We start from the raw sequence: 21,716 nt of genomic DNA on the forward strand, positions 1-21,716 counted from the left end.
GTTGATAAGTCTAAAGGGTGTATTGTGAGTTTTATTAATAGCTATAGCTTAAATGTTCAAACGGTGAAAAATGGCAGGGTGGTACCTACAAATGTAAACCGTACTGATAAAACCTTTACTGGTGGAGTGTATAGCCAAGATGGCGAGCTAGTCGAGAACGGTTTAAGGCAGGATCCTGCACATACTGGACCCCAACCATTTCCACAATTATCGCCCAAATCAATAATGCCTAATGAACTTGCGTTAAACAATGTTAAGAAAGGACGATATTTATATTTGGGCTTTTATACAGAGCATTATGGTCATTTTTTGTTGGAAACGCTGTCTCGATTATGGGCGACAAAAGAAGCTGACTATGATGGCTTTATTTTTAATGAATTTGTTATTCCTAGAAAAACAAGTGGTACCTCATCACTTGCTAATGCCTGTTTTAGTGCGTTTGGTATTGATTTAGATAAAATACATATTGTGACTGAGGATACTTATTTTGAGTATTTATTTGTACCAAATTCACAATTCTATATTGTTAATAAAGCTCACCCTAGTTATATCGATACTTATCAAAGTATTTTTACATCCCATGTCTCTAGCCAAAAAGAGCCTCATCAACGCATTTATTTATCTCGTTCGGCAGTTCAGAAACGCAAAAGAAAAGTATTGAATGAAGCTCAAATTGAAAAAGCTTTTATTGAACATGGTTTTATTATTATTCACCCTCAAGAGCTCAGTTTTACGAAACAACTTGAGATATTTTCCCAGGCAAAAATAATGGCTGGTCTTGAAGGGTCAGGCTTACATAATTGTGTGTTTATGCCTGAAAATGGCGAGGTCATCAACCTTTGCGGCCCACGAAGTCCACGCAGAATAAAATGTAATCAAGTCATTTGCAATGGGTTAAATGCGCATCAGGGTGTAGTGCTGCCATTCGTTGGAGAAGTTGTAAATCAAGAGAAGCAAATCTCTCGAATGAACATTCCACATGTAAAGACTTGGCTTAGAAAACACTTTGGCTAATTAATAGGCTGTTGAGGTTAAATTGCTTTGAAGTTTTACATTTACTCTGATTTAGGTTTGGTAATTTGTTAAAGTAGTTAGCTTGCTAACTTGAGTTTTATTAGTACTAGTTTAATTGAGAAGGATATTCTGTGTCAGAATCAATGGTATCACCTAAACTCGATGTCAATGTGCATCTAGATTTTGTTTCTTATAACGATGGTGTCTGGACGATGTCAGGTTGGTTAGTTTGCCAGACTGAAAATCCACGCATTAGGCTACTGTCACAGGATCAAACTGAATTATTATCTAAATGGCAGGCGTTTGAACGAGCAGACGTAAAAGATGCCCTTGGCTTACCAGAAGAGGCTATTGTAAAAGGCTTTGTTGCTTGTGTTGCAAGCGGCGACGTTGAGTTGGATGCGTTAATATTAGAAATCGATAGCACTGAATTTAATACCTCTACATTACAGCCGCAATTAATCAATAACCCTGAGGTGATTTTTAATGCTTTAGGTGATGCTAAAACATTATTCGTTGAAGATTTACAGGCGATCATATCGTCTAAACCTGCAAGTGAAGATGCGGTAGCAGAAGCATTGTCTGAGCAAGCTCAAAGTAATATTCATGAAGCTCGGCGAGTTAAAATAGAACATTTTTTTGATGATTGTTTTATCTTAGACAACAACCTCTTTTATTTTAAGGGCTGGGCATTAACGGATAAACCTCTTAGTGATGTTGTGGTTACAGATGCTGCCGGTAACGAAATTGAGATTACTGAATGTTATCGTTTTATTCGTCATGACCTTAACGAAAAACTTAACTTATCATTAGAGTATGAGGCTGGCTTTGTTTGTGCTTGTCGTTTACCCGATGAATTTGATGCCACATCCGTTACATTGAATATAGATGGTGGTCACTCGATATCTGCAACGATTTCAAATCATGTAATTGCGCAGACAAAACTCGAAATACTAAAAGCTTATTTGGCGCTTATTGATGTTCATCAAGCAGGTTTTTTCTCTCAAGGTCAACCTGCAGTGTTAAAACATCTTGCTGATATTTGGCAATCTGAGCGATTGATGGAAGGTGCAACTCCTCAGGTTCAGCAGTTTGGTGACGCTATTCAATCGCCAGTGGTATCACTCATCATTCCTATTTATGGTCGCTATGATTTTATTCAGCACCAAATAGCCATGTTTTTAACTGATATCGACATGGCTAACCATGAGATTATTTATGTGCTGGATGATCCTAAAATAGCACGCGAGTTTGATATCACTTGTCATGGGGTTTTTAATACTTACTCAATGCCTTTTAAAACTGTGTATGCAGGTAAGAACTTAGGTTTTGCTGGAGCAAATAACCTTGGGGTTAACCATGCCTGTGGTGAGTATGTACTTGCGCTAAACTCAGATGTTTTACCAAGTGAGTCAGGTTGGTTAAGTCGACTTGTGAGTAAGTTTAATACGTTAGAAGATGTCGGTATTTTAGGCGCCAAGTTACTGTATGAGGATAATACTTTACAACATATTGGCATGGAGTTTAGCCAAGATGCTTATTACCCCGGTATATGGATGAATTTTCACCCCCATAAAGGGATGCCCTCACAACTGGTTAATAAAGATAAAACGGTACAAGCAGAATTAGTGACGGGGGCATGTATGTTGCTTAAAAAAGATTTTTATCAATCTATTAAAGGCTTTGATACCCGTTATATTCTCGGTGATTTTGAAGATTCAGATCTTTGTTTAAAGGTTTATCAACAACAAAAGAAAATTTATCTAGATACTGAAGAGACCTTATTTCACCTTGAGCGTTTATCACAAAATCTTGTTGATAGTGGCGACTGGAAATACAAATTAACATTGCTAAATGGCTTATATCAAAAAAATAAATGGGGTCATGCAATCGAAGAGGTTAAACAAAATCATGTCTAAGAAAGTACTTGTTATTGCCCATGGCCATCCAGAGTTTAATAAAGGCGGCGGTGAGCAAGCCGCTTATCAATTTTATAAAGAGTGTTTAAATCAAGGTGATGATGCTTATTTTTTAGCAAGAACCGCCGTAGAACCCCATGGTGGTGCTGCTTTTTCTACCATCAAAAATGAGCGAGAAATGCTGTTTCATACCACTCACGATGACTTTTTTCTGTTCTCAAACATTAAAACGCGTCACTTGTGGGGGGATTTTGCTGACTTATTAATGCAGTTAAAGCCAGAAGTTATTTATTGTCATCATTATTTTTTATTAGGCATTGAGTTACTTAACATTATAAAAAAGGTCTTACCTAATACTAAGTTAGTGCTTACCTTACATGAGTATTATGCGATTTGTCATAACGCAGGCTTAATGATTAAAACAGGCGAGGATAAAAAACTTTGCTTTGAATCAGGAACCCGAGAATGTAATAGTTGTTTCCCTGAAAAGTCTCCAGGTGATTTCTTCTTGCGTAAGCAATACATTAAAAATTGTTTTCAGTGGGTTGATAGCTTTGTTGCACCATCGGCTTTCTTACGCCAACGTTATATCGATTGGGGAATCGCTGCAGAAAAAATCCATGTGATTGAAAATGGGCAAAAGTGCGTTGATATACCATCTGCTAATGTAAAAAATGATGACAAAGTTCGTATTGCTTATATTGGTCAGATTAACCCGTTTAAAGGCATCGATGTATTGCTGGAGGCGCTGTTACTTCTACCTTCTGAATTACGCCAACAATGCCTTATTGAAATTCATGGTGCTAATTTTACGACTCAGTCAGATAAGTTTAAAAAGAAAATTTATAAACAATTGAGAGCATTATCTGATGTTGTTCGTATGCATGGTGTTTACGAGCCCCATGAGTTAGGTGGCATTTTACAAGATGTGAATTGGGTCGTAGTGCCATCAATTTGGTGGGAAAACTCGCCAATGGTTATTCAAGAAGCATTCAGCCATGGCAAACCGCTTATCGTCAGCGATATAGGCGGAATGAAAGAAAAGGTCGAGCATAATGTCACTGGGTTGCATTTTAGATCTCGAAGCGCGGTATCACTTGCTGAAACGCTTCAAACGATATTGTTAGATAAAAGTATTGAAGCGACATTAGTAAAAAATATCGCTAAACCACTTTCATTTCAAGAGAGTTATAAACTAACTAACCAGTTGGTTAATCATTAATATGTATAGTTTTTTTATTGATGTCGACACCAATAACAATGTTGTGTTGAATACCGCTTCGGTTGGTACCTTAACTAAACCTGCGCTCAGCATTGCTGGACGAATAATTTCTACCAAACTTATTAAATCGATTAATGTTTATCATTTATTTGATAGTTCAGTATTAGATTCCAAGCTCAAGCTAACTGAAGCAAAAAACCTCACTCAGCAATTATCCCTCGGTGTTGAGATGAATCCATATCGTTTTGATATTGAATTATCGCAGAGAGATTTGGTTGAGGATTTACATTTTGTCGTCAAAGCTGAAATTGATACTGTGGATGGTGATAATGTTGAACAAACCATAGCAACAGGGTTTATTCAGCCTGTTAAGTTACCTGAAAAAGTCGTCTTTGTTGTGGGTTCGCCTCGATCAGGCACGTCGGCTTTGGGAAAAGCTTGTCGAAAAGCATTAAAAGCTAATGCACACGGTGAATCACATGCTGTGCAGGGCGTTAATTTGTTGATGGAAACCGCAGATAGTTTTTTTCAGCAATCTCGCACAGCCAACATAAAGGGCAATTTAGTAAACGCCATTCCTAAAACATTGATGCTAGCAGAGCAGCTCAATGTGCTGAGACGACTTTATCGTTTATATTATGGTGACCTAGTGCATTTAGATAAAACACCGGGAATTCCAATGTTAGCTGGCCTTCCTTTAGCATTAATGGCCTGGCCAAATGCTAAAGTGATATTTTGTAAAAGAAGAGGCATGGAAAATATTCAATCTCGGTTGATTAAGTTTCCTAAAGTGAAGTTTGAACAACATGTTAAGCAATGGAAGCAATCTTTTGTAGTGTGGAGAAAAACCAAGCAGGAAATCACTCAATCACTCAAGCATAGCCAATGGTTTATTGAAGTTGACCAGTTAAATATGGCTTGTTTACCTGAGACAGTCGCTAATGACGTTGCTGCTTTGGTTGATTTAACCCCACGCCAACGTAATGTATTATTCAAACAATTAGCATCTGATGATAAGCCTGAGCAGACGTCAAAAGAAGCTTCTAAGTCTAAATCACTTGCTGATTTTGGTTGGACAGATGCACAGGTTTTACAATTCAAAGATGTTTGTAGCAAAGAAATGAAATTACAAAATTACAGCGTCGATGAAAAGTATTTCCTTGATGATCAAAGTGTGAAGGAAATCATCTAATGACCAAGGTTATTATTCATATTGGCACTGAAAAAACGGGTACTACCAGTATTCAAAAGTGTTTACAGCAAAACCGTGCCAATTTAGCTAAGCAAGGTATTATCTATCCTCATATTGGTCCTCGAGATGATGCTCACTTCGACCTAGTCAATGCTCTGCATCCGTTAGATAACAATGGACGCTATATGGAGTTTTTACCAGAGGTTGAACACGAACAAGACTTTTACTGGGATGCTCTGGCAAGGTGTATTACTGCAAACCCAGATAAAACTATAGTATTAAGCGCAGAACATTTTAGCTCTCGATTACGCCATAAAGCGCTTTCATACATGAAAGCATTTTTTGATAAACTGAATATAGAGCCAGACATTGTTATCTATCTCAGACCTCAGCAAGGTTATATTGAATCGTCTTACTCCACTTCAATAAAATCGGGTAGTGATCTCACATTTTCGCAAGCATTTGATTCTCATGAACAACAGATTTTTCGATACGATTATCATAAGTTATTGGGGTTATGGTCGAGCCATTTTGAACAAAAATCTATCATTGTTAGAGTTTATGATAAAGCTAGCCTTAACGGTGATGTCTGTACCGATTTTTTATCCTTGATTGGCGTAAATGACCTTAATTCATTGGAACTCGCTACTGTACATGAAAATAAGAAATGGGGCCCAGCAATGCTAGAGGTTGCCAGGTTAGTTAACATGCAAGCGAAGGGGCTACCCCCTTATCATAGACACAAGTTATTGCAAAAATGCGAGCAGTTATTGCCTAAAGCCATGCCAAAGGCAGCAAGTATTGAAGGTTTGATCACCACCAAGCAAATGACTGAAATTGAGGCATTTTACAAAGACTCTAACCAAAGAGTTGCTAAAGAGTATTTAAATCAAGATCAATTATTTATTGAGCAAAAATTACATCAACCTTTGCAAGAGACGCCAGTGTCTATTAGTCGTCAACATTTGATCCGTTTGATGATGGCAATCTTTAATGATACCCATACCGATTAATGTTTAATATATAAGTTAACAATTTTGAAAAGGGTTGAGGATGTTGCCCTTTTTGTTGTTTTTGGTTGTTTTGTAAACGCTGTTTTTTATTTAATTAACGAGATTGTAGATTGAACATTAGATTCGTTTACTCCCCTTTTAATACAAGGTAGTATTTGCCGGCTAATTTGAACGATTAGCTATTATGGCTCGGGGCTACATCAACATAGTGAACTAGATTTTATATGACAAATTGTACTGAGTTAAACCCACCAATCCCGCAATTCTCGCATTTTGGGGCAACGTTTATAGGCCCTTTATTAAGTTTTTTTTCCAATAAGTTAGCGACTTATTCTCAGCAAAAAAATGACAAGTTGTTCTTTTTGGCGAGAGAAGGTTATTGGCTTCAGCAGGCATACTCTGAGCACTGTAGCTCGCAAGAAATTACTCCAAATAGTGAGTATTTGCTCGTGTCTAGAGCTTTTATGTTTAAAGTGATGCTAGATGATCCCCGAAGTTATGCGTATTCATTAGACTTCAGTTTTGATGGCTCGCTCAAAGAGTTGCTTAGAACACGTTTCATGCTCAGTAACGCGACCGTGTCATCGTTTTTTACTGAAAAAGAACTTAATAAAGTGATTTCATTACCAAATGATATCGCTGATGTAGAAACGTTATTAACAACCCAGCAAAGCAAGCTTTCGCAAATAATTGCCCCAACTAAGCGAGCCTATTTAGCGTATTTAGCTGAACTTGGGATGTTCGAATTAGAAACCATAAACTTTGTTGATGTGGGTTACTCCGGCACCATCCAAAAGCTAATGACGATTTTGCTTGATAAACCAACCATAGGGCACTACCTAATTGCTTCGAAACCTGGCGCTATCAAGGTCGAAAATCGACAAGCGAACATGATTGGTTACCTCAAAGAAGGTAAGAAAATGGGCGAGGGCTACACCCCCCTTGATCGTTCAATGTTTTTAGAGGCAATACTGACAGCGCCTCAGGGGCAATTTCAGGATATTCGTATTAACCAGATTAATGGAAAGGGTTACGATTTTTATTTTGGACGCAAAGTGAGTGCGCAAAAGCATTTTCATGACTTAACACAAATAATGAATGGCGCCATTTCATTTGTGAGCACGGCATCAAAAAATGCAATTGAATATCGCCATGACGAAGTGGAAAAATTACTCACACAATATGTGGAAAAGCCCAATATGATCCCAAGATCTAGTCATCACTTGTTTGCTATTGATGATGATGTAACAGGCAATGGAACCGTAGACGCTTTACAATTTTTTGGGTTAAAATAATGAATTACAGAAGTATTATTAATAATAAATTTCCTCGCGTAGCTGCCACTATCAAACAGAACGAGATATTGCTTAGGGTTGCTAAAAAGCTTGAACATATTATTCAGACGGGTTCTTACAAGCCTTTAAAAGCTAAGAAAAGCTATACCAAAGCTGAATTAAACAATATGTTGCACTTAGCAAAGAGTCATGGATTATTTGACCTTCAGTGGTATAGCAACCATCAAAGAAGAACGTTTAGTTGTGAACTTGAAGCGTTTGAGGATTTTGCAAAAAAATCACTTTTTTCGAATGTAAATCCAAGTCCGGCATTTGACACTGAAACTTACTTTAAAGCCAATGTTGATGTGTATCATTCTGGTGAAAACCCACTGTTTCATTACCTAACTTCAGGAGCTGCTGAAGGGCGTTTTTCAGTGCCTGCAGCGCCCAAATGGCGTCCAAATAAGCCTATTGAAATAAGTGCTGATGGCGATATAACCGAATTCAAAATCGCAATTTGTTTACATGTTTTTTATCAAGACTTTGTTGATTATTACAAGCAGTGTTTAACGAACTTCCCAAGTAATGTTGATGTGTTTGTTAGCGTCAGCGATGAGACGTTTATCGACTCTGTTCAACAGCAATTATCAGCCTTAGAAACTGTTAACAAGGTAACAGTAAAGGTTGTCCCTAACCGAGGTCGTAATTTTGGGCCAATGCTAGTGGAGTTTTCTCAAGCGCTGCTAGAGTACGATTTGTTTTGCCATTTACACTCTAAAAAATCATTGTATTCTGGCCGTGAACAGACGCAGTGGGCTGATTACTTAGGTGAATACCTACTTAATGATAAACATGTTATTAAACAAGTATTAAATCAATTTTCTGCAGACCCTAAATGCGGCATGTATTATCCGACTTCATTTTGGATGATGCCGAATTGGGTTAACCATTGGTTGAAAAACAAACCTTTCGCTAAAAAGTGGCTTGATCAATGGGATATATCTATTGATTCTGACTTTTTAACCTACCCCGCAGGTGGAATGTTTTGGGCGAGACCTGAAGCATTAAAGCAGATGTTAGAGGTGAACTATCAATATGAGGACTTCCCTGAAGAACCTTTGCCAAATGATGGTTCTGAATTACATGCCCTTGAACGCTGTGTCGGCTTACTGGCTGAAAAAAATGGCTATAAACAGCTATTCTATTATCCTCCTCTGGGTCAATTTACTTATGATCAATCTTACATATTAGCGAATTATGTAAACAGTGCAGAAGGCATTAGAAACCAGTTACAGCCATTTGAGACTATTTCTTTCGATGTTTTTGATACCTTAGTCTTGCGGCGCTTTTTTGTACCTGATTATGCCAAGCTATTATTGGGTAAAAGATTAGTCAGTGACGGTGTCGTCAAAGATGCCCATGAGTTTGTTGCAGCGCGAAATCAAGCAGAGTTTGAAGTCCGTAAGCAGAAAAACTTTGTTGGTGATGTGACCATTTTTGAAACCTATCAGCAGTTAGGTGCAACACTGGGTTGGAATGACGATTTTGCTAACGAAAATGCACAATTAGAGTTCGCCTATGATCTTGACATGATCGAACCTAAAAATGAAATGGTAGATATCATCAATCATTTCATTGTGACAGGCAAAGAAGTCATGGTTATTTCAGATACCTATTATACTGAACATCAAGTCACTATGATGTTGAAAAAAGCAGGGGTAGCCAATGGCTATCGTTTGATTGTGTCAAGTGAATCAGGTCTTCGTAAAGACAGCGGCACCATGTGGGCTTGGCTCAAAGAAGAGATAGCACAACCTGCAACATTCATTCACGTTGGTGATAATGCCGTAGCAGATTCACAAATACCGGGTGACTTTGGTTTCAATAACTTCCATATTTTAAACCCATTGGATAAATGGCATGCCGCTGGCTGGGATAATCCTTTTGCTGGAAACAAGTCGTTAGATGAGCAAGAGATCCTTAAATGGGGTCCTTTAGTCAGCCAGTTTGGGCGTTTTCCGTTTTTAGGTGAGTAGAATGGTTGATTTAGTGCTACACCCGGGTCACTCAAAATGTGGTTCTACCACGATCCAAGATTTTATTTATAACAATAGGGAAGTATTCCGTCAAAGAGGTATTTTTCTGCCTGATGTAAACTTCAACTTCCCTAATGATGACCAATATCAATTTCAATTGACTCAGACGCCTAGAGATTACCTTGCAAAGATTCAATCTGGTGAGATCAACATTGCTGAGTTAGAAACCAAATTAGATCAATTGATTTCGAGTGCTGAAGAGCAAGGCTGTCGACGGGTTATTATTTCTGCTGAAAATCTAATAAACGCGATTTCCAGTGAGAAAACTAAATCAATTCACGAGTTATTCAATCGTAAATTTTCTTCAGTCCGAGTCGTTTATTATATTCGAAAACAGGACTCTTTATTGGTCTCTGCTTGGCAGCAATGGGGTCATAAAGCGGGTGAAAGTTTAGACAGTTATATAAAGAAAATGTCGAAAACTAAGTTTGGCGATTTCCTGTTTATTGCTAGGCACTTAAAAAAATATTACCCAGAACAGATGGTAAAAGTTTTTCCATTAAGCCGAAAGTATTTGGTTAAAGAGAATTTATTATTCGATTTTTGTAGTAGGGCTCAAATCAACGTCAACAACTTGAATATGGATATCCAAGATAGCAATTCTGGTTTAAGCAGTGCTATGTGTCATTCCTTATCGAGAATTAATGACGTTTATAGTGATATTCATGACCAGAAAGTGAAAGAGCGTATTACAGCGCTTTGTCCTAATTCAGATAAACTGCTTAATACAAAGTATCGTCATGATTTATCGAAAGAATTGACTTCATTGTTATATGACAAGTTTCAAGAATCTAATGAATTGTTAGCTAAACGCTATTTCCCTAAAATTCCATTCGATGAAGTACTGTCATTAAAACCTCTTACAGAAAATAGTGATGAAACTGCAGCTCTCTATGAAAAAATACAAAAATTAGAAGATCTTACAGCATTGCAAATGGATATGATTTTAACATTACAAAGCAAAATGGATAAAGTATGAGCTATAAAGTTAAGCTAGTCGCAATAGCTAAAGATGAAGCTACTTATATTCCTGAGTGGGTGCATCACCATTTATTTGTAGGCTTTGATGAAATAGAAATATTCATTAATAGGACAACTGATAGTAGTCAAGCAGTGTTGACGAGTATTTGTGAAAAATACCCTAATGTTTCTTGGAGAACTGCTGATTGGGTTGACCAATGCCCCCCAGAGGCGAGTAAGCATATTCAATTTATTACATACTCCCAAGCAATGTATCAGTGTCAGGAAGCTGAAGATTTTACTCATATCTTTTTTTTAGACATTGATGAGTTTTTGATCTTAGATAAACTGTCTTCATCCATTCATCAAATTATAGAGCGATTCCCGCAGGGGGTGCCAATTGCTTTTGAGTGGCTAAATGATTGCACTCCAACGGCAGCAGCTTTTAGTCGACTGCCACGAACACTGACAGGTAATCTATCTCCTCTTGTAAAGACCTTACTGCCAGTAGATATCCAAATTAAAGAATTTCGCCATCATTTACCTGTATTTAAAAATAACGTTGAGACTTTGCTAGTTGATAAAACTAAGTTTGTTTCTCAAGAAAAGGTAAAGCAAGCACTTGATAAATCAGTGAACTTTTTAAAGTCGAGTTTTATTTATCATCGTGCTCATCGCTCACAATATGAATACATCTCTTTACTGTATCGAGGTCGCCCTGGCGATAGTTTTGCCTATAAAAGCAATCGCAGAGGCTACCCTAAAATAACGGCTAACACGGCGTCGGTAGCGTTAGATAAAACCGCTTATAACGATTACCAATCAAGCTATGAAAAGTTCATTGTCGATACTAATATCGTTGGGTTGGCGGATGAGTCTCAGGCGTTTGTACGTCAGCGTTATGATTTGTCCATAGCTAATATCCCGCAGCATTTAGCACTGGATTATAGCTTGATGTTGAGATTGTTTAAGGGGGTTTCAGATCCCCAAGTATTAGCCGCCTTTAAGCAACATAGAGAAAACCTTGTTAAGTCAGAACCGACTAATGTGGACTTATTAATTCGCCTTGCTTTAGATGCGCAGCCTCAGGATCTTGATGAAGCAATAGCGCTGATAACCTTAGCAAAAGCTATTCGACCTAAAGGGCCGTTAATCAATAAAAAATTAACGCAATTTTTATCAATGAAACAACAGGCATAGGCGTATTTGTGAAATCTACAGCACCAGTAATCATATCTTTAACATCTTACTCTGAACGAATTAATGTTGTTCATAAGGTGATTGCCTCTTTGAAAGAGCAAAATACGCCGGTTGATAAAATTATATTATGGTTAGACGAAACTGAATTGACACATGAGCAGTTGCCGAAGCAACTTAGCTTATTGGAAGATGAATTATTTGAAATCAACTTCTGTGCTAATTATAAAAGCTATAAAAAGCTTGTACCGACCTTAAAAGCTTACCCAACTGCCACTATAATCACTTTTGATGATGATATTGTGTTATCAAGCAATATTGTTGGTGACTTGTTGTCTTATCATCAACAAAAACCGAAAGCGATTATTGCTGCTCGAGGTCGAGTCATTCGAACCGATGAAGCAGGTGCATTTTTACATTATGGACAGTGGCCTTTATTAAGCAACAAAGAGCCTTTATTAGCACCATTTAGTATTGTGCCAATCGGTTATGGTGGCGTGCTATACCCTAGTGGCAGCCTAGATACCGAAGTTATCAACTCAGATGTATTTCAATCAATTGCGGATAATGCTGATGATATCTGGTTCAAGTGTATGGCTTTACTGAAGGGCTCTGAAACGTTAATTATGCCTCGTAGTTGTTCTGCTAAATACAAAATGATTGAAGGCTCACAGGATTCTGCACTGTACCTCACAACCAATATAGACAATATAAATGTAGAAGTGTTGTCACGAATTATTGAGCACTACCCAACATTATCAGGTTGTTTTAAATCCCCTCGTTTTGATGATGTTGTAGTTGACGCAAGTTATATGCTTGAGTTAGTGAATGCTACAAAGTTATTTGAAAGTCCCTCTCAGGGCTTTAGTTTTTTTAGGGACTCAGCCATTAATGCCGAAAAGTTTGATGTTAAACTGGCATTTGCCTCATGAAAATGGCGAAAAAGTTTAGACCGAAAGGGCCTTTAGCCCTTAAAAATTAGCAGAATATAGAAAAGCATTAGCAAAATAAATGGTAAGAGATTGCGACGGATGTAAAACAACGGAGTCTTGAAAATGTTTAATGCTAGCTAATATCGGATAATTCCGATATCGCTAATTTTAAGGCAAGCAAATCAAAGCCTATTTAAGAGAATGCCGGTCAAGCGTTAATAGCGAGTTAGGTTACAGTGAAATGAGCAGTGACTTTAATACCCACACTATGCAGTTGAATAAGATGAATAAACGAATTGTTATCCACGCAGGGCCAGGTAAAACAGGTACCTCAGCTATTCAACATTGGTTGAATAGCAATTGTGAGGCCCTATCTTCAGCGGGGATATATTACCCTGAGCATGAAATAGATACTAATAATGTCAGCAGTGGTAATTTATACTCGATTTACGACCGCTTAAGCTCGGGTATGCTGGTGTTGAATACGGAGAAAGTCGCGTCTTTAAAGCGTGATTTTATTAATAAGTCTGAAAATATATTACTGCTTTCATCTGAATTCTTCTTCCTCCGAGTCGTTGAGCTTCACAAAGTTTTCCCAGAAGCTGAATTTGTCTTTTACTTAAGAAACCCTCTTGAGTTAATAGAGTCTAATTACAATCAGAGTGTAAAAAGGCAGCAGAACATTGAACCGTTTCGTTTGCCTGAAACAGTCAATTTTAAAGTGTTTTCAGTACTTACGAGTTTATTTGAACACGAGAAAAAAATAAATATTACTATTCAGCCTTACTCAAATAGCCAATTTTTTAAAGGCAACATCATTCAAGATTTACTAAAAGTAGTAGGTGTTGAAACATTGCAGGTTGAGTCAACGCAAGTAAATAGTTCCTATAGTCTTGAAGCTTTAGAATTTAAGAGGAATGCTAATTTTTTCTTGGATAAAAATAATTCGATTGAACTGGACTTGGCTTTGCAAGCCTATCAATTGGGTGAATTTAATTACAGCTTGATGTCGCCAGTCACATTCAGCAAGCATAAACTAGTATTATTAGAGCAAATGGATGTCTTTATTGGGAAATATAATTTATCTCACCTAAGTAACTTTAGAGATGAATTAGCATCGTTAAACCAGAGAGTATTTAAAAAACAAGCAACCAGCTTGAAACAACTTGAGCTAGTTTTATTGCATATAAAGCAAAATCATCCATTGTTATTTAACATTTTAAAACAACAGGTTAGTGGCAATAAGAACTATATCTTGCCTTGTGCTGATTTTTATTCACTTTTCAATGTTGAAACTAACGGACGTAGTTTCGATGAAAAATACAAAGATCATAAGCAGTTAACTAATACGCTGCTTAGTCCTAAAGTGAAAAATAGAGTTGATGTTTGCCGTGAAGTAGGATTGTTTCTTGAGCAACGTGGACATGGTTCGCTTGCCAATGAGTTTTTTGAAACCGCTTATCATATCGACCCTAAACGTCCTCTGATTATTCGTAAAATAAACGCTTATTATCAAGCGATGAGTCGTAAAAAAGACTTGGTAGCTACACCTAAAAGTAGTATTAAGCAAAGAATATCGAGTGCTAAGAAACGCTTTTTTAATAGTAAGTCTTCTAAGACATAAACTTAATATAGTTTCAAAATATCGGTTTCTACAGAAATTGTTAAGGACTTCAGCGTGATGGGAAATGTTAATGTGGTTTAGAAAGATGATTGTCACCGTAGCAAAACTGGCGATGAAGTGTTTGCCCCAAAAGTGGGTTGATATTCTCAAAGACTCCCCATATTTGCTGGCAATGTATACCAAAAATATTCATCATAGTGGTATTTTATATCAGCTGCCTACCGCTGCTGAAGCCCAGAAACAATATGATCAGTATTTAGCCTTTCAGGAAAAGCGCACACAAACAGATGTGACTTTTAATACCGATGTAAATCCTTTAAATATTGTCATTTGTGCTGATAGTCTAGATGAAAAATTATTTAGACGAACTTTAGAAAGTATCAATGACAGCCGCCTTTATGGAAACATCATCGTTTGGTCAAGAGCTGAAATAGCGTCTGTGTTAAGTGATATTTCGAATGGTTTCTCTGAGCTTTCTATTGTTATTGTTAGTGAGTTAAAGCAAACGTTTTTATCTTCTGAATTACTTAACGCTCCCTGTTTTGTGGTTTTTTCTGGTGATGTTATAGCAACATCACTGGCGGATTCTGTAGCAACTCATGTCTTGAAAAACACCAAAGTTGCCTATGTTGATACCGATATTGTGTGGTTAGGTCATCAGCAACGCACTCTGCCTGATTTCAAGCCTGATTGGAACCCTGATTTACAATTGACCAATGGCTATATTCGTTCAGGAGTTTGGCTTAATTCATTGAGGTATTTTGCAAATACCGCCCCCGAGTTAAGTGCTTTTTGTATCGTTAGATTTTTATGTGAACAATATTTAAACCACAGCATTAAAGATGTTTTACATATACCGCAGATATTAGTTTCACGTCCAACAGCTGAACTGAGTATGAATGAAGGAATTGCTTATTTAAGTGACTTACTCAGTGAACATTCAGAGATTGTCGATTCAAAGCAGGCGGTTTTTCATCTTCGCTGGCCATTGAAAAATGAACCCTTGGTTTCACTGATTATTCCTACTCGTAATGGCAAGGTTTTAGTTGAAGCGTGTATTGAATCAATTCTCAGCAAGACTGACTACCCACATTATGAAATTTTGCTGGTAGATAACAATTCAGATGAAGCTGAGAGTTTGCAGTATTTTGAGTTTTTAGCCAAGCACCCTAAAATTACGGTGTTGAAATATCCCGATGAGTTTAATTATTCAGCGATCAATAATTTTGCTGTTAAGCATGCTAAAGGGTCTGTAATTGGCCTAATTAATAACGATATAGAAGTTATTTCGCCGTACTGGTTAACAGATATGCTAGGGCATGTATTAAGAGATGATATTGGCTGTGTGGGGGCTAAATTATTGTATGAGAGTAATCGCATTCAGCATGCTGGTGTTATCTTAGGTTATGGCGGCGGAGCAGGACATGCACATAAGTTTTTCACTAGCACCCATGCTGGCTATATGAATCGCTTAATTGCTTCTCATAATTTCAGCGCTGTCACTGCGGCCTGTTTATTGGTGACTAAATCAGACTTTGAAGCTGTTGATGGTCTCAATGAGCAGCATTTGGCGATTGCTTTTAATGATGTTGATTTTTGCTTAAAGATTCAAGCATTAGGTTTAAGAAATTTATTCTGTGCAGAAGCGTTATTATATCATCATGAGTCAGTCTCCAGAGGTGCTGAAGATACGGTTGAAAAACAGCTTAGATTTAAGCGTGAACTAGATTACTTACAGTGTAATTGGGCTGATGTGATTAAACATGATCCAGCGTATAACCCTAACCTAACTCTAGTTACAGAAAATTTTGTGATAAAGGATTATCAAAAAGAGAGTAAAAAATGAATCGCTTAACTCAATTATTAATGACTAAGCATCGGTCATACTTAGAAAAAAAAGTAATCAAGCATCAATGCAATCTGGATAGTGGGTCAGTATTTCCACAAGTCAATTGGCTTTCTTACCATATTCCTAAAACAGCTGGTACTTCGTTACGATTTTCCCTTGAAAAAGGCTTAGGCGTGGCACGAATACAATATGCTTACCATCATAGTTTTGCTAAAGCCCTTAGTAACGGCGAACCTGTTTGGTGCAATGATAAAACACAAATATTGCATGGTCATTTTGCCTATCATGATAATCATCCGATAATTTATCCCAATGCCCGCAAAATGGTGTGGCTACGTGACCCTTCCCAAAGAGCTTGGTCATTGCTAAATCATTGGCTAAGGGTTAAATCTGGCGCACCATATAAATGGCTTGAGCAGGAGTATTTAACTAATAGCAAATTAGCTTCTGATACTAACTTACTGTTTGAGGAAGTCATTTTAAATAATCGTTTTAAAAATCAATTTGCTGCATATGAAGTTTATTTAAATGGATTGGATAAGACAGACTTTGCCTTTGTTGGTCAGTGTGAAAATTTCAGCGCTGAAATACAGCGTTTAGAAAGAATTTTATCAGTAAAACTCCCAATACTTTCTTTAAATAAAAATCAGTCAAAACATCAACTCAATGATAGCAATCGAATCATTTTTGATAAACATTTTCAAGATGAATGCGAACTTTACCATGATTGGATTTCTTCTTAGGCATGGTTCTTTGTATGTTATGACGAATGGGCTGTAGGTTTTCTCGATTCGAGTTGTGCCTTCAGTCTCAAGTCAGTATCATGTGTCATAATTATTTCATGCTAATGACATTAATGAATAAAAATATAAGAGTGGTATTTGATGGTCAATTTTCCGTCTATGAATGACCAGTTTGTTGTACAATCGTCAAATTCGCTACCTAAAAATGTCTTCTGTGTTTGTGGTATGTCAGTATACAAACAAGATAAATTATCTTGGTTGCAGCAATCAGTTACGAGCATTTTGAGTCAAACTCTCAAACCATGTTTGTATGTCATTGTTATTGATGGGGATGTGGATGATGAAATTTCCCTTTATCTTAATGAAGTAGAACGAAAGAATAATAATGTCGTTTTAGTGCACGGAATTCAAAATCGTGGATTAAGTGCATGCATGAATTTTATAATTGATTGGACTGTACCTTTAGAGCCTAGCTACTTTTTTCGTATGGATTCTGACGATATCAGCGTTCCACACCGGTTCGAAAAGCAAATTAAATTATTAGAAAAACACAAAGATATTGATGTTTTAGGTTCTGCTTTATGGGAAATTGATGCCGAAGGTAAACAATTAGGTGTTCGGTGCTTGCCAACTAAACATACCGTTTTGATTAAAGCGCTTTCAAGGCGATGTCCGATCAATCACCCTACAGTGGTTATGCGCTATGCAATTTTTAATAACGGATTTCGATATTTAGAAAGTATGCGTAATACCGAAGATTACTTTTTTTGGATTACACTAGCCCACGCAGGCTATAAATTCGCTAATCTGCGAGAGCCACTTTTAAACTTTAGGCGTTTAGGTTACTTCTATCAACGTAGAGGTCGTAGCTTGTCATTTAATGAGTTTAAAGCGCGTTTATTAGCGATGAAACTGCTTAAACAGCGAAGTATAAGAAACTATTTATATGCGATTTTGGTGTTCGTATTACGTTTAATGCCAGCGTCGGTCATTCAACTTGCTTATAGAATCGATCGATTCTTATTAAAAACAATGATAGGTCACGATTAAGAATGATTGGTGCAATTATTGTTGTATTTAACCCTGAACATAGCATGGTTGAGCGTTTGCTGACCCGTGTTTATGGTCAAGTTGAACAGGTTATTATTATTGATAATAGCCCTCACGAGAATAGTTTTAATAGTATTATTGAGCATTACGAATATATCCATTTCCCTGATAATGTAGGCATAGCAGCTGCGCATAACCATGGGCTAGCAACGTTGTTAGCATCTGGCTTTGAATATGGACTCTTACTTGATCAAGACAGCCTCATTCCCGAGGATATGGTTTTTAGATTATCAAGCTTGTTAGTGGCTTCAAAAGCCATGACACAAAATATTGCTGCGATTGGGCCTAGTATAAAATGTTCTTTTAATAATCGTAGCATTAGAGCAAAATATCAAAAAGATATATTTGATTATGATGAACTTGTTGGTGCTAATCAAATCATTGCTTCTGGTATGTTAATAGATTTAGGCTATTTAGATGAAATTGGTTATAAAGATGAATCACTGTTTATCGATGGTGTTGATCATGAATGGTGTTGGCGAGCAAGAAGTAAAGGCCTGGTGATCGCTAGGGCTAAAAAAGTAGAAATGGTTCATCGCCTAGGCGATTCCAGAAGTAAGTTCATTGGCGTGACATATAGAGTAGGTTCGCCAATACGCCTATATTATCAATTTCGAAATATTTTAATTTTAATCCGTAGGCCTTACGTTCCTTTTTATTGGAAGGTCAGATGCTTAGGCCTGATGCCTTTTAAGTTTTTATTGAATTCAATTATGCAGAATGATAAAAAAGAGCGCTGCAGCTATATGCTTAAAGGTATTGTTGATGGAGTAAAGGGCAACAAGTATTGCCACGATGAGCACTGGAACCCCAAAAAGGTTGGTTGAATAATTTTTCATATGATATGTGTAAAATGTTGCATGATTGACCGATATTTAAGATAAAGTTCAGTTTTTTTAGTTTAGAATAAGTTTACATAAATCTGTTGATCAATTTTTGATTTTCAGTGCTTGATCGCATTGTCACAGATGACGAAAATCAATTATCATATAGTTTATAAATAGCTTACCAATTTTGAAGTGAATGTATTTAATTTAGGATGTGATATACATGATGGAAGATAAAATGACTCATTTAAGAGCACTCGAAGCAGAATCAATTCAGATTATGCGTGAAGTCGCTGCTGAATTTGATAACCCTGTAATGCTCTACTCAGTAGGTAAAGACTCCTCAGTTTTATTACATCTTGCTCGTAAGGCTTTTTACCCAGGGAAAATCCCATTTCCTTTGATGCATGTTGATACCAACTGGAAATTCAAAGAAATGATCGCTTTTCGTGATCAAATGGCTGAAAAGTATGGTTTTGATTTAATCGTTCACAAAAACCCTCGCGGCATGGAAATGGGTTGCAGCCCTTTTGTTCATGGTAGCGCTAAGCACACCGATATCATGAAAACTGAAGGTCTAAAGCAGGCTTTAGATATGCATGGGTTTGATGCCGCTTTTGGTGGTGCTCGTCGTGATGAAGAAAAGTCACGTGCGAAAGAACGTGTGTATTCATTCCGCGATAGCAAGCATCGATGGGATCCTAAAAACCAACGTCCTGAGTTATGGAATATTTACAACGGTAAAGTGGATAAAGGGGAGAGTATCCGCGTTTTCCCATTATCAAATTGGACTGAATTAGATATCTGGCAATATATTTACCTTGAAGCTATTGAAATTCCATCACTGTATTTAGCGGCCGAAAGACCGGTTTTAGAACGTGATGGTACGTTAATCATGGTTGATGATGAAAGAATGGAGCTTGAAGAAGGCGAAGTTATTCAGCATAAAATGGTACGTTTTAGAACATTAGGCTGTTACCCGCTGACAGGTGCCGTGGAATCTGAAGCACAAACATTACCAGAAATCATTCAAGAAATGCTTCTGTGTACGACATCTGAACGTCAGGGACGTGTTATTGATAATGATTCATCGGGTTCAATGGAAAAGAAAAAAATGGAAGGTTATTTCTAAACATTTTTACAAACCTCATTTTTTGAAGTTCTATAGATACTTCTGACTGTTTGACCCATTACATTAAGAAACATGTTGATTTTATTATAAATATTAAAGTGGCATGTTAGTTAAAGGAATATATGATGTCTAATACATCTTTAATCGCTTCTGATATTGAAGCTTATTTAAAAATTCATGAAAATAAAGATATGCTGCGCATTTTAACCTGTGGCAGTGTTGATGATGGTAAGTCTACCCTAATTGGCCGTTTATTATTTGATAGCAAAATGATTTTTGAAGATCAGATGGCAGCTATTGAAAAAGATTCGAAACGCTTTAATACCACTGATGAGTCATTTGATTTAGCCTTATTAGTTGATGGTTTACAGTCTGAGCGTGAGCAAGGTATTACTATTGATGTTGCTTACCGTTACTTTGCGACAGAGCAACGTAAATTTATTATTGCGGATACACCAGGCCATGAGCAATATACTCGTAATATGGCAACAGGTGCTTCTACTGCGGATTTAGCGATTATTCTGATTGATGCGAGACATGGTGTTCAGGTTCAGACTCGTCGTCATAGCTTTATCTGTTCTCAGCTCGGTATTAAGCATGTCATCATTGCCATTAATAAAATGGACGCTGTTGATTATGATCAAACTGTTTATCAAAACATCAAGAAAGACTATCGAGAGTTTGCTGAAAATCTTCAGTTTGAAGATATTCGTTTTGTACCAATTTCAGCACTAAAAGGCGACAATGTTGTCAATGAAAGTGTAAATATGACTTGGTATCCGGGTTCTACAATGATGAAATTGTTGAATACGGTTTCTGTAGCGAAAGATAAAACTCACGCATTTCGCATGCAAGTGCAATACGTTAATCGTCCAAACCTCGATTTTCGTGGTTTTTGTGGCACGGTTGCATCTGGCGATATTCGTGTTGGTGATACTGTTAAAACCTTACCTTCAGGCAAAGAAAGTAAAGTTAAATCCATTGTGACTTTTGATGGTGAGCTTGAAAAAGCAACTGTTGGCATGGCAATCACCATCACTTTAGAAGATGAAATTGATATTAGCCGAGGTGACATGCTAGTTCGCCCTCATGAACTGCCATTATCAAGTCGCCATTTTCAGGCAGATGTTGTATGGATGACAGAAGAACCACTACATGTTGATCGCGAGTATTTAATCAAAGTGGGTAGCAAATCTGTTTATGGTTATGCTGAAACCGTGAATCATAAAGTGGATGTGAATACTCTTGAAACATTTGATGCGCATCAACTTGAACTCAATGAAATGGGTAGTTGTAACTTTGCTGTGAATGAAGAAGTGCAGTTTGATGCTTATGATATTAATCGTAGCACTGGCGCATTTATCATTATTGATCGCCTCACTAATGTCACTGTTGGTGCTGGTATGGTCAGAAAGGCTATTGAGGGAAAAACAGCAACTACGGACACTAAACATTCTGCATTTGAAATTGAATTTAATGCACTTGTTAGAAAACATTACCCTCACTGGGGCGCAAAAACAATAGGTTAAGCTAGTACAGATAAGCCCCTAGGTTTTATCAGAAAGCTGCAATGCGATTGAAAGCTTGCAGCTTTTTTTGATTTTGTAAC

The 21,716-nt window shown here is 37.1% G+C and carries 17 protein-coding genes; all 17 read left to right on the forward strand.

The window, feature by feature from the left end:
- Positions 1-24 precede the first annotated feature (24 nt).
- The 17 genes from Q4533_RS01195 (at position 25) to cysN (ending at position 21,636) form a co-directional block, all read left to right on the forward strand.
- A complete protein-coding gene (locus tag Q4533_RS01195) occupies positions 25-1,014 on the forward strand; it encodes a DUF563 domain-containing protein (protein ID WP_303501448.1) in 990 nt (329 codons plus the stop codon).
- A gap of 131 nt (positions 1,015-1,145) precedes the next feature.
- Entirely contained in the window at positions 1,146-2,933 is a 1,788-nt protein-coding gene (locus tag Q4533_RS01200) for a glycosyltransferase family 2 protein (RefSeq protein WP_303501450.1), read from the forward strand.
- Complete coding sequence (locus tag Q4533_RS01205; RefSeq protein ID WP_303501452.1) at positions 2,926-4,155, forward strand: glycosyltransferase; 1,230 nt, start codon at positions 2,926-2,928, stop codon at positions 4,153-4,155. Before Q4533_RS01200 ends, Q4533_RS01205 begins: the two co-directional genes overlap by 8 nt.
- Position 4,156: 1 nt before the next feature.
- Positions 4,157-5,347 carry a sulfotransferase gene (locus tag Q4533_RS01210; RefSeq protein ID WP_303501454.1) on the forward strand — a complete coding sequence of 397 codons (1,191 nt, stop codon included), beginning with the start codon at positions 4,157-4,159 and terminating at the stop codon, positions 5,345-5,347.
- Entirely contained in the window at positions 5,347-6,360 is a 1,014-nt protein-coding gene (locus tag Q4533_RS01215) for a hypothetical protein (RefSeq protein WP_303501456.1), read from the forward strand. Before Q4533_RS01210 ends, Q4533_RS01215 begins: the two co-directional genes overlap by 1 nt.
- Before the next feature lie 224 nt (positions 6,361-6,584).
- On the forward strand, positions 6,585-7,655 hold the full coding sequence (locus Q4533_RS01220; RefSeq protein WP_303501458.1) for an HAD family hydrolase: 1,071 nt from the start codon (positions 6,585-6,587) through the stop codon (positions 7,653-7,655).
- On the forward strand, positions 7,655-9,673 hold the full coding sequence (locus Q4533_RS01225) for a rhamnan synthesis F family protein (RefSeq protein WP_303501461.1): 2,019 nt from the start codon (positions 7,655-7,657) through the stop codon (positions 9,671-9,673). Before Q4533_RS01220 ends, Q4533_RS01225 begins: the two co-directional genes overlap by 1 nt.
- A gap of 1 nt (position 9,674) precedes the next feature.
- Positions 9,675-10,712, forward strand: a complete 1,038-nt coding sequence (locus Q4533_RS01230) for a hypothetical protein (RefSeq protein WP_303501463.1) — start codon at positions 9,675-9,677, stop codon at positions 10,710-10,712.
- Positions 10,709-11,893, forward strand: coding sequence for a glycosyltransferase family 2 protein (locus tag Q4533_RS01235; RefSeq protein WP_303501465.1), 1,185 nt, complete (start codon positions 10,709-10,711; stop codon positions 11,891-11,893). The genes Q4533_RS01230 and Q4533_RS01235 overlap by 4 nt, the downstream gene beginning before the upstream one ends.
- A gap of 8 nt (positions 11,894-11,901) precedes the next feature.
- Positions 11,902-12,822, forward strand: coding sequence for a hypothetical protein (locus Q4533_RS01240; RefSeq protein ID WP_303501467.1), 921 nt, complete (start codon positions 11,902-11,904; stop codon positions 12,820-12,822).
- A 241-nt stretch (positions 12,823-13,063) separates the two neighbouring features.
- Positions 13,064-14,446: a hypothetical protein gene (locus Q4533_RS01245; RefSeq protein WP_303501470.1), complete on the forward strand. Its 1,383-nt coding sequence runs from the start codon at positions 13,064-13,066 to the stop codon at positions 14,444-14,446.
- Positions 14,447-14,516: 70 nt separating this feature from the next.
- A complete protein-coding gene (locus Q4533_RS01250; protein ID WP_303501473.1) occupies positions 14,517-16,292 on the forward strand; it encodes a glycosyltransferase family 2 protein in 1,776 nt (591 codons plus the stop codon).
- Positions 16,289-17,038, forward strand: a complete 750-nt coding sequence (locus tag Q4533_RS01255; protein WP_303501476.1) for a hypothetical protein — start codon at positions 16,289-16,291, stop codon at positions 17,036-17,038. Before Q4533_RS01250 ends, Q4533_RS01255 begins: the two co-directional genes overlap by 4 nt.
- 159 nt (positions 17,039-17,197) lie before the next feature.
- A complete protein-coding gene (locus Q4533_RS01260; protein WP_303501478.1) occupies positions 17,198-18,088 on the forward strand; it encodes a glycosyltransferase in 891 nt (296 codons plus the stop codon).
- 2 nt (positions 18,089-18,090) lie between these two features.
- Positions 18,091-18,975, forward strand: a complete 885-nt coding sequence (locus Q4533_RS01265; RefSeq protein WP_303501481.1) for a glycosyltransferase family 2 protein — start codon at positions 18,091-18,093, stop codon at positions 18,973-18,975.
- Between the two features lie 226 nt (positions 18,976-19,201).
- Positions 19,202-20,107, forward strand: a complete 906-nt coding sequence (cysD, locus tag Q4533_RS01270) for a sulfate adenylyltransferase subunit CysD (RefSeq protein WP_303501506.1) — start codon at positions 19,202-19,204, stop codon at positions 20,105-20,107.
- Positions 20,108-20,229: 122 nt separating this feature from the next.
- Complete coding sequence (gene cysN / locus Q4533_RS01275; protein WP_303501483.1) at positions 20,230-21,636, forward strand: sulfate adenylyltransferase subunit CysN; 1,407 nt, start codon at positions 20,230-20,232, stop codon at positions 21,634-21,636.
- Positions 21,637-21,716 lie beyond the last annotated feature (80 nt).

It is taken from the genome of Shewanella sp. 6_MG-2023, from assembly GCF_030547195.1.
Lineage (GTDB): Bacteria > Pseudomonadota > Gammaproteobacteria > Enterobacterales > Shewanellaceae > Shewanella.

What these genes read in the sequence shown, in the direction of transcription:
- cysD (WP_303501506.1), top strand. Translation starts at nt 19,202, where the DNA reads ATGGAAGATAAAATGACTCATTTAAGAGCACTCGAAGCAGAATCAATT.
- Q4533_RS01205 (WP_303501452.1), top strand. Translation starts at nt 2,926, where the DNA reads ATGTCTAAGAAAGTACTTGTTATTGCCCATGGCCATCCAGAGTTTAAT.
- Q4533_RS01235 (WP_303501465.1), top strand. Translation starts at nt 10,709, where the DNA reads ATGAGCTATAAAGTTAAGCTAGTCGCAATAGCTAAAGATGAAGCTACT.
- Q4533_RS01260 (WP_303501478.1), top strand. Translation starts at nt 17,198, where the DNA reads ATGAATGACCAGTTTGTTGTACAATCGTCAAATTCGCTACCTAAAAAT.
- Q4533_RS01230 (WP_303501463.1), top strand. Translation starts at nt 9,675, where the DNA reads ATGGTTGATTTAGTGCTACACCCGGGTCACTCAAAATGTGGTTCTACC.
- Q4533_RS01250 (WP_303501473.1), top strand. Translation starts at nt 14,517, where the DNA reads ATGTGGTTTAGAAAGATGATTGTCACCGTAGCAAAACTGGCGATGAAG.
- Q4533_RS01245 (WP_303501470.1), top strand. Translation starts at nt 13,064, where the DNA reads ATGAGCAGTGACTTTAATACCCACACTATGCAGTTGAATAAGATGAAT.
- cysN (WP_303501483.1), top strand. Translation starts at nt 20,230, where the DNA reads ATGATGTCTAATACATCTTTAATCGCTTCTGATATTGAAGCTTATTTA.
- Q4533_RS01255 (WP_303501476.1), top strand. Translation starts at nt 16,289, where the DNA reads ATGAATCGCTTAACTCAATTATTAATGACTAAGCATCGGTCATACTTA.
- Q4533_RS01215 (WP_303501456.1), top strand. Translation starts at nt 5,347, where the DNA reads ATGACCAAGGTTATTATTCATATTGGCACTGAAAAAACGGGTACTACC.
- Q4533_RS01265 (WP_303501481.1), top strand. Translation starts at nt 18,091, where the DNA reads ATGATTGGTGCAATTATTGTTGTATTTAACCCTGAACATAGCATGGTT.
- Q4533_RS01210 (WP_303501454.1), top strand. Translation starts at nt 4,157, where the DNA reads ATGTATAGTTTTTTTATTGATGTCGACACCAATAACAATGTTGTGTTG.
- Q4533_RS01225 (WP_303501461.1), top strand. Translation starts at nt 7,655, where the DNA reads ATGAATTACAGAAGTATTATTAATAATAAATTTCCTCGCGTAGCTGCC.
- Q4533_RS01220 (WP_303501458.1), top strand. Translation starts at nt 6,585, where the DNA reads ATGACAAATTGTACTGAGTTAAACCCACCAATCCCGCAATTCTCGCAT.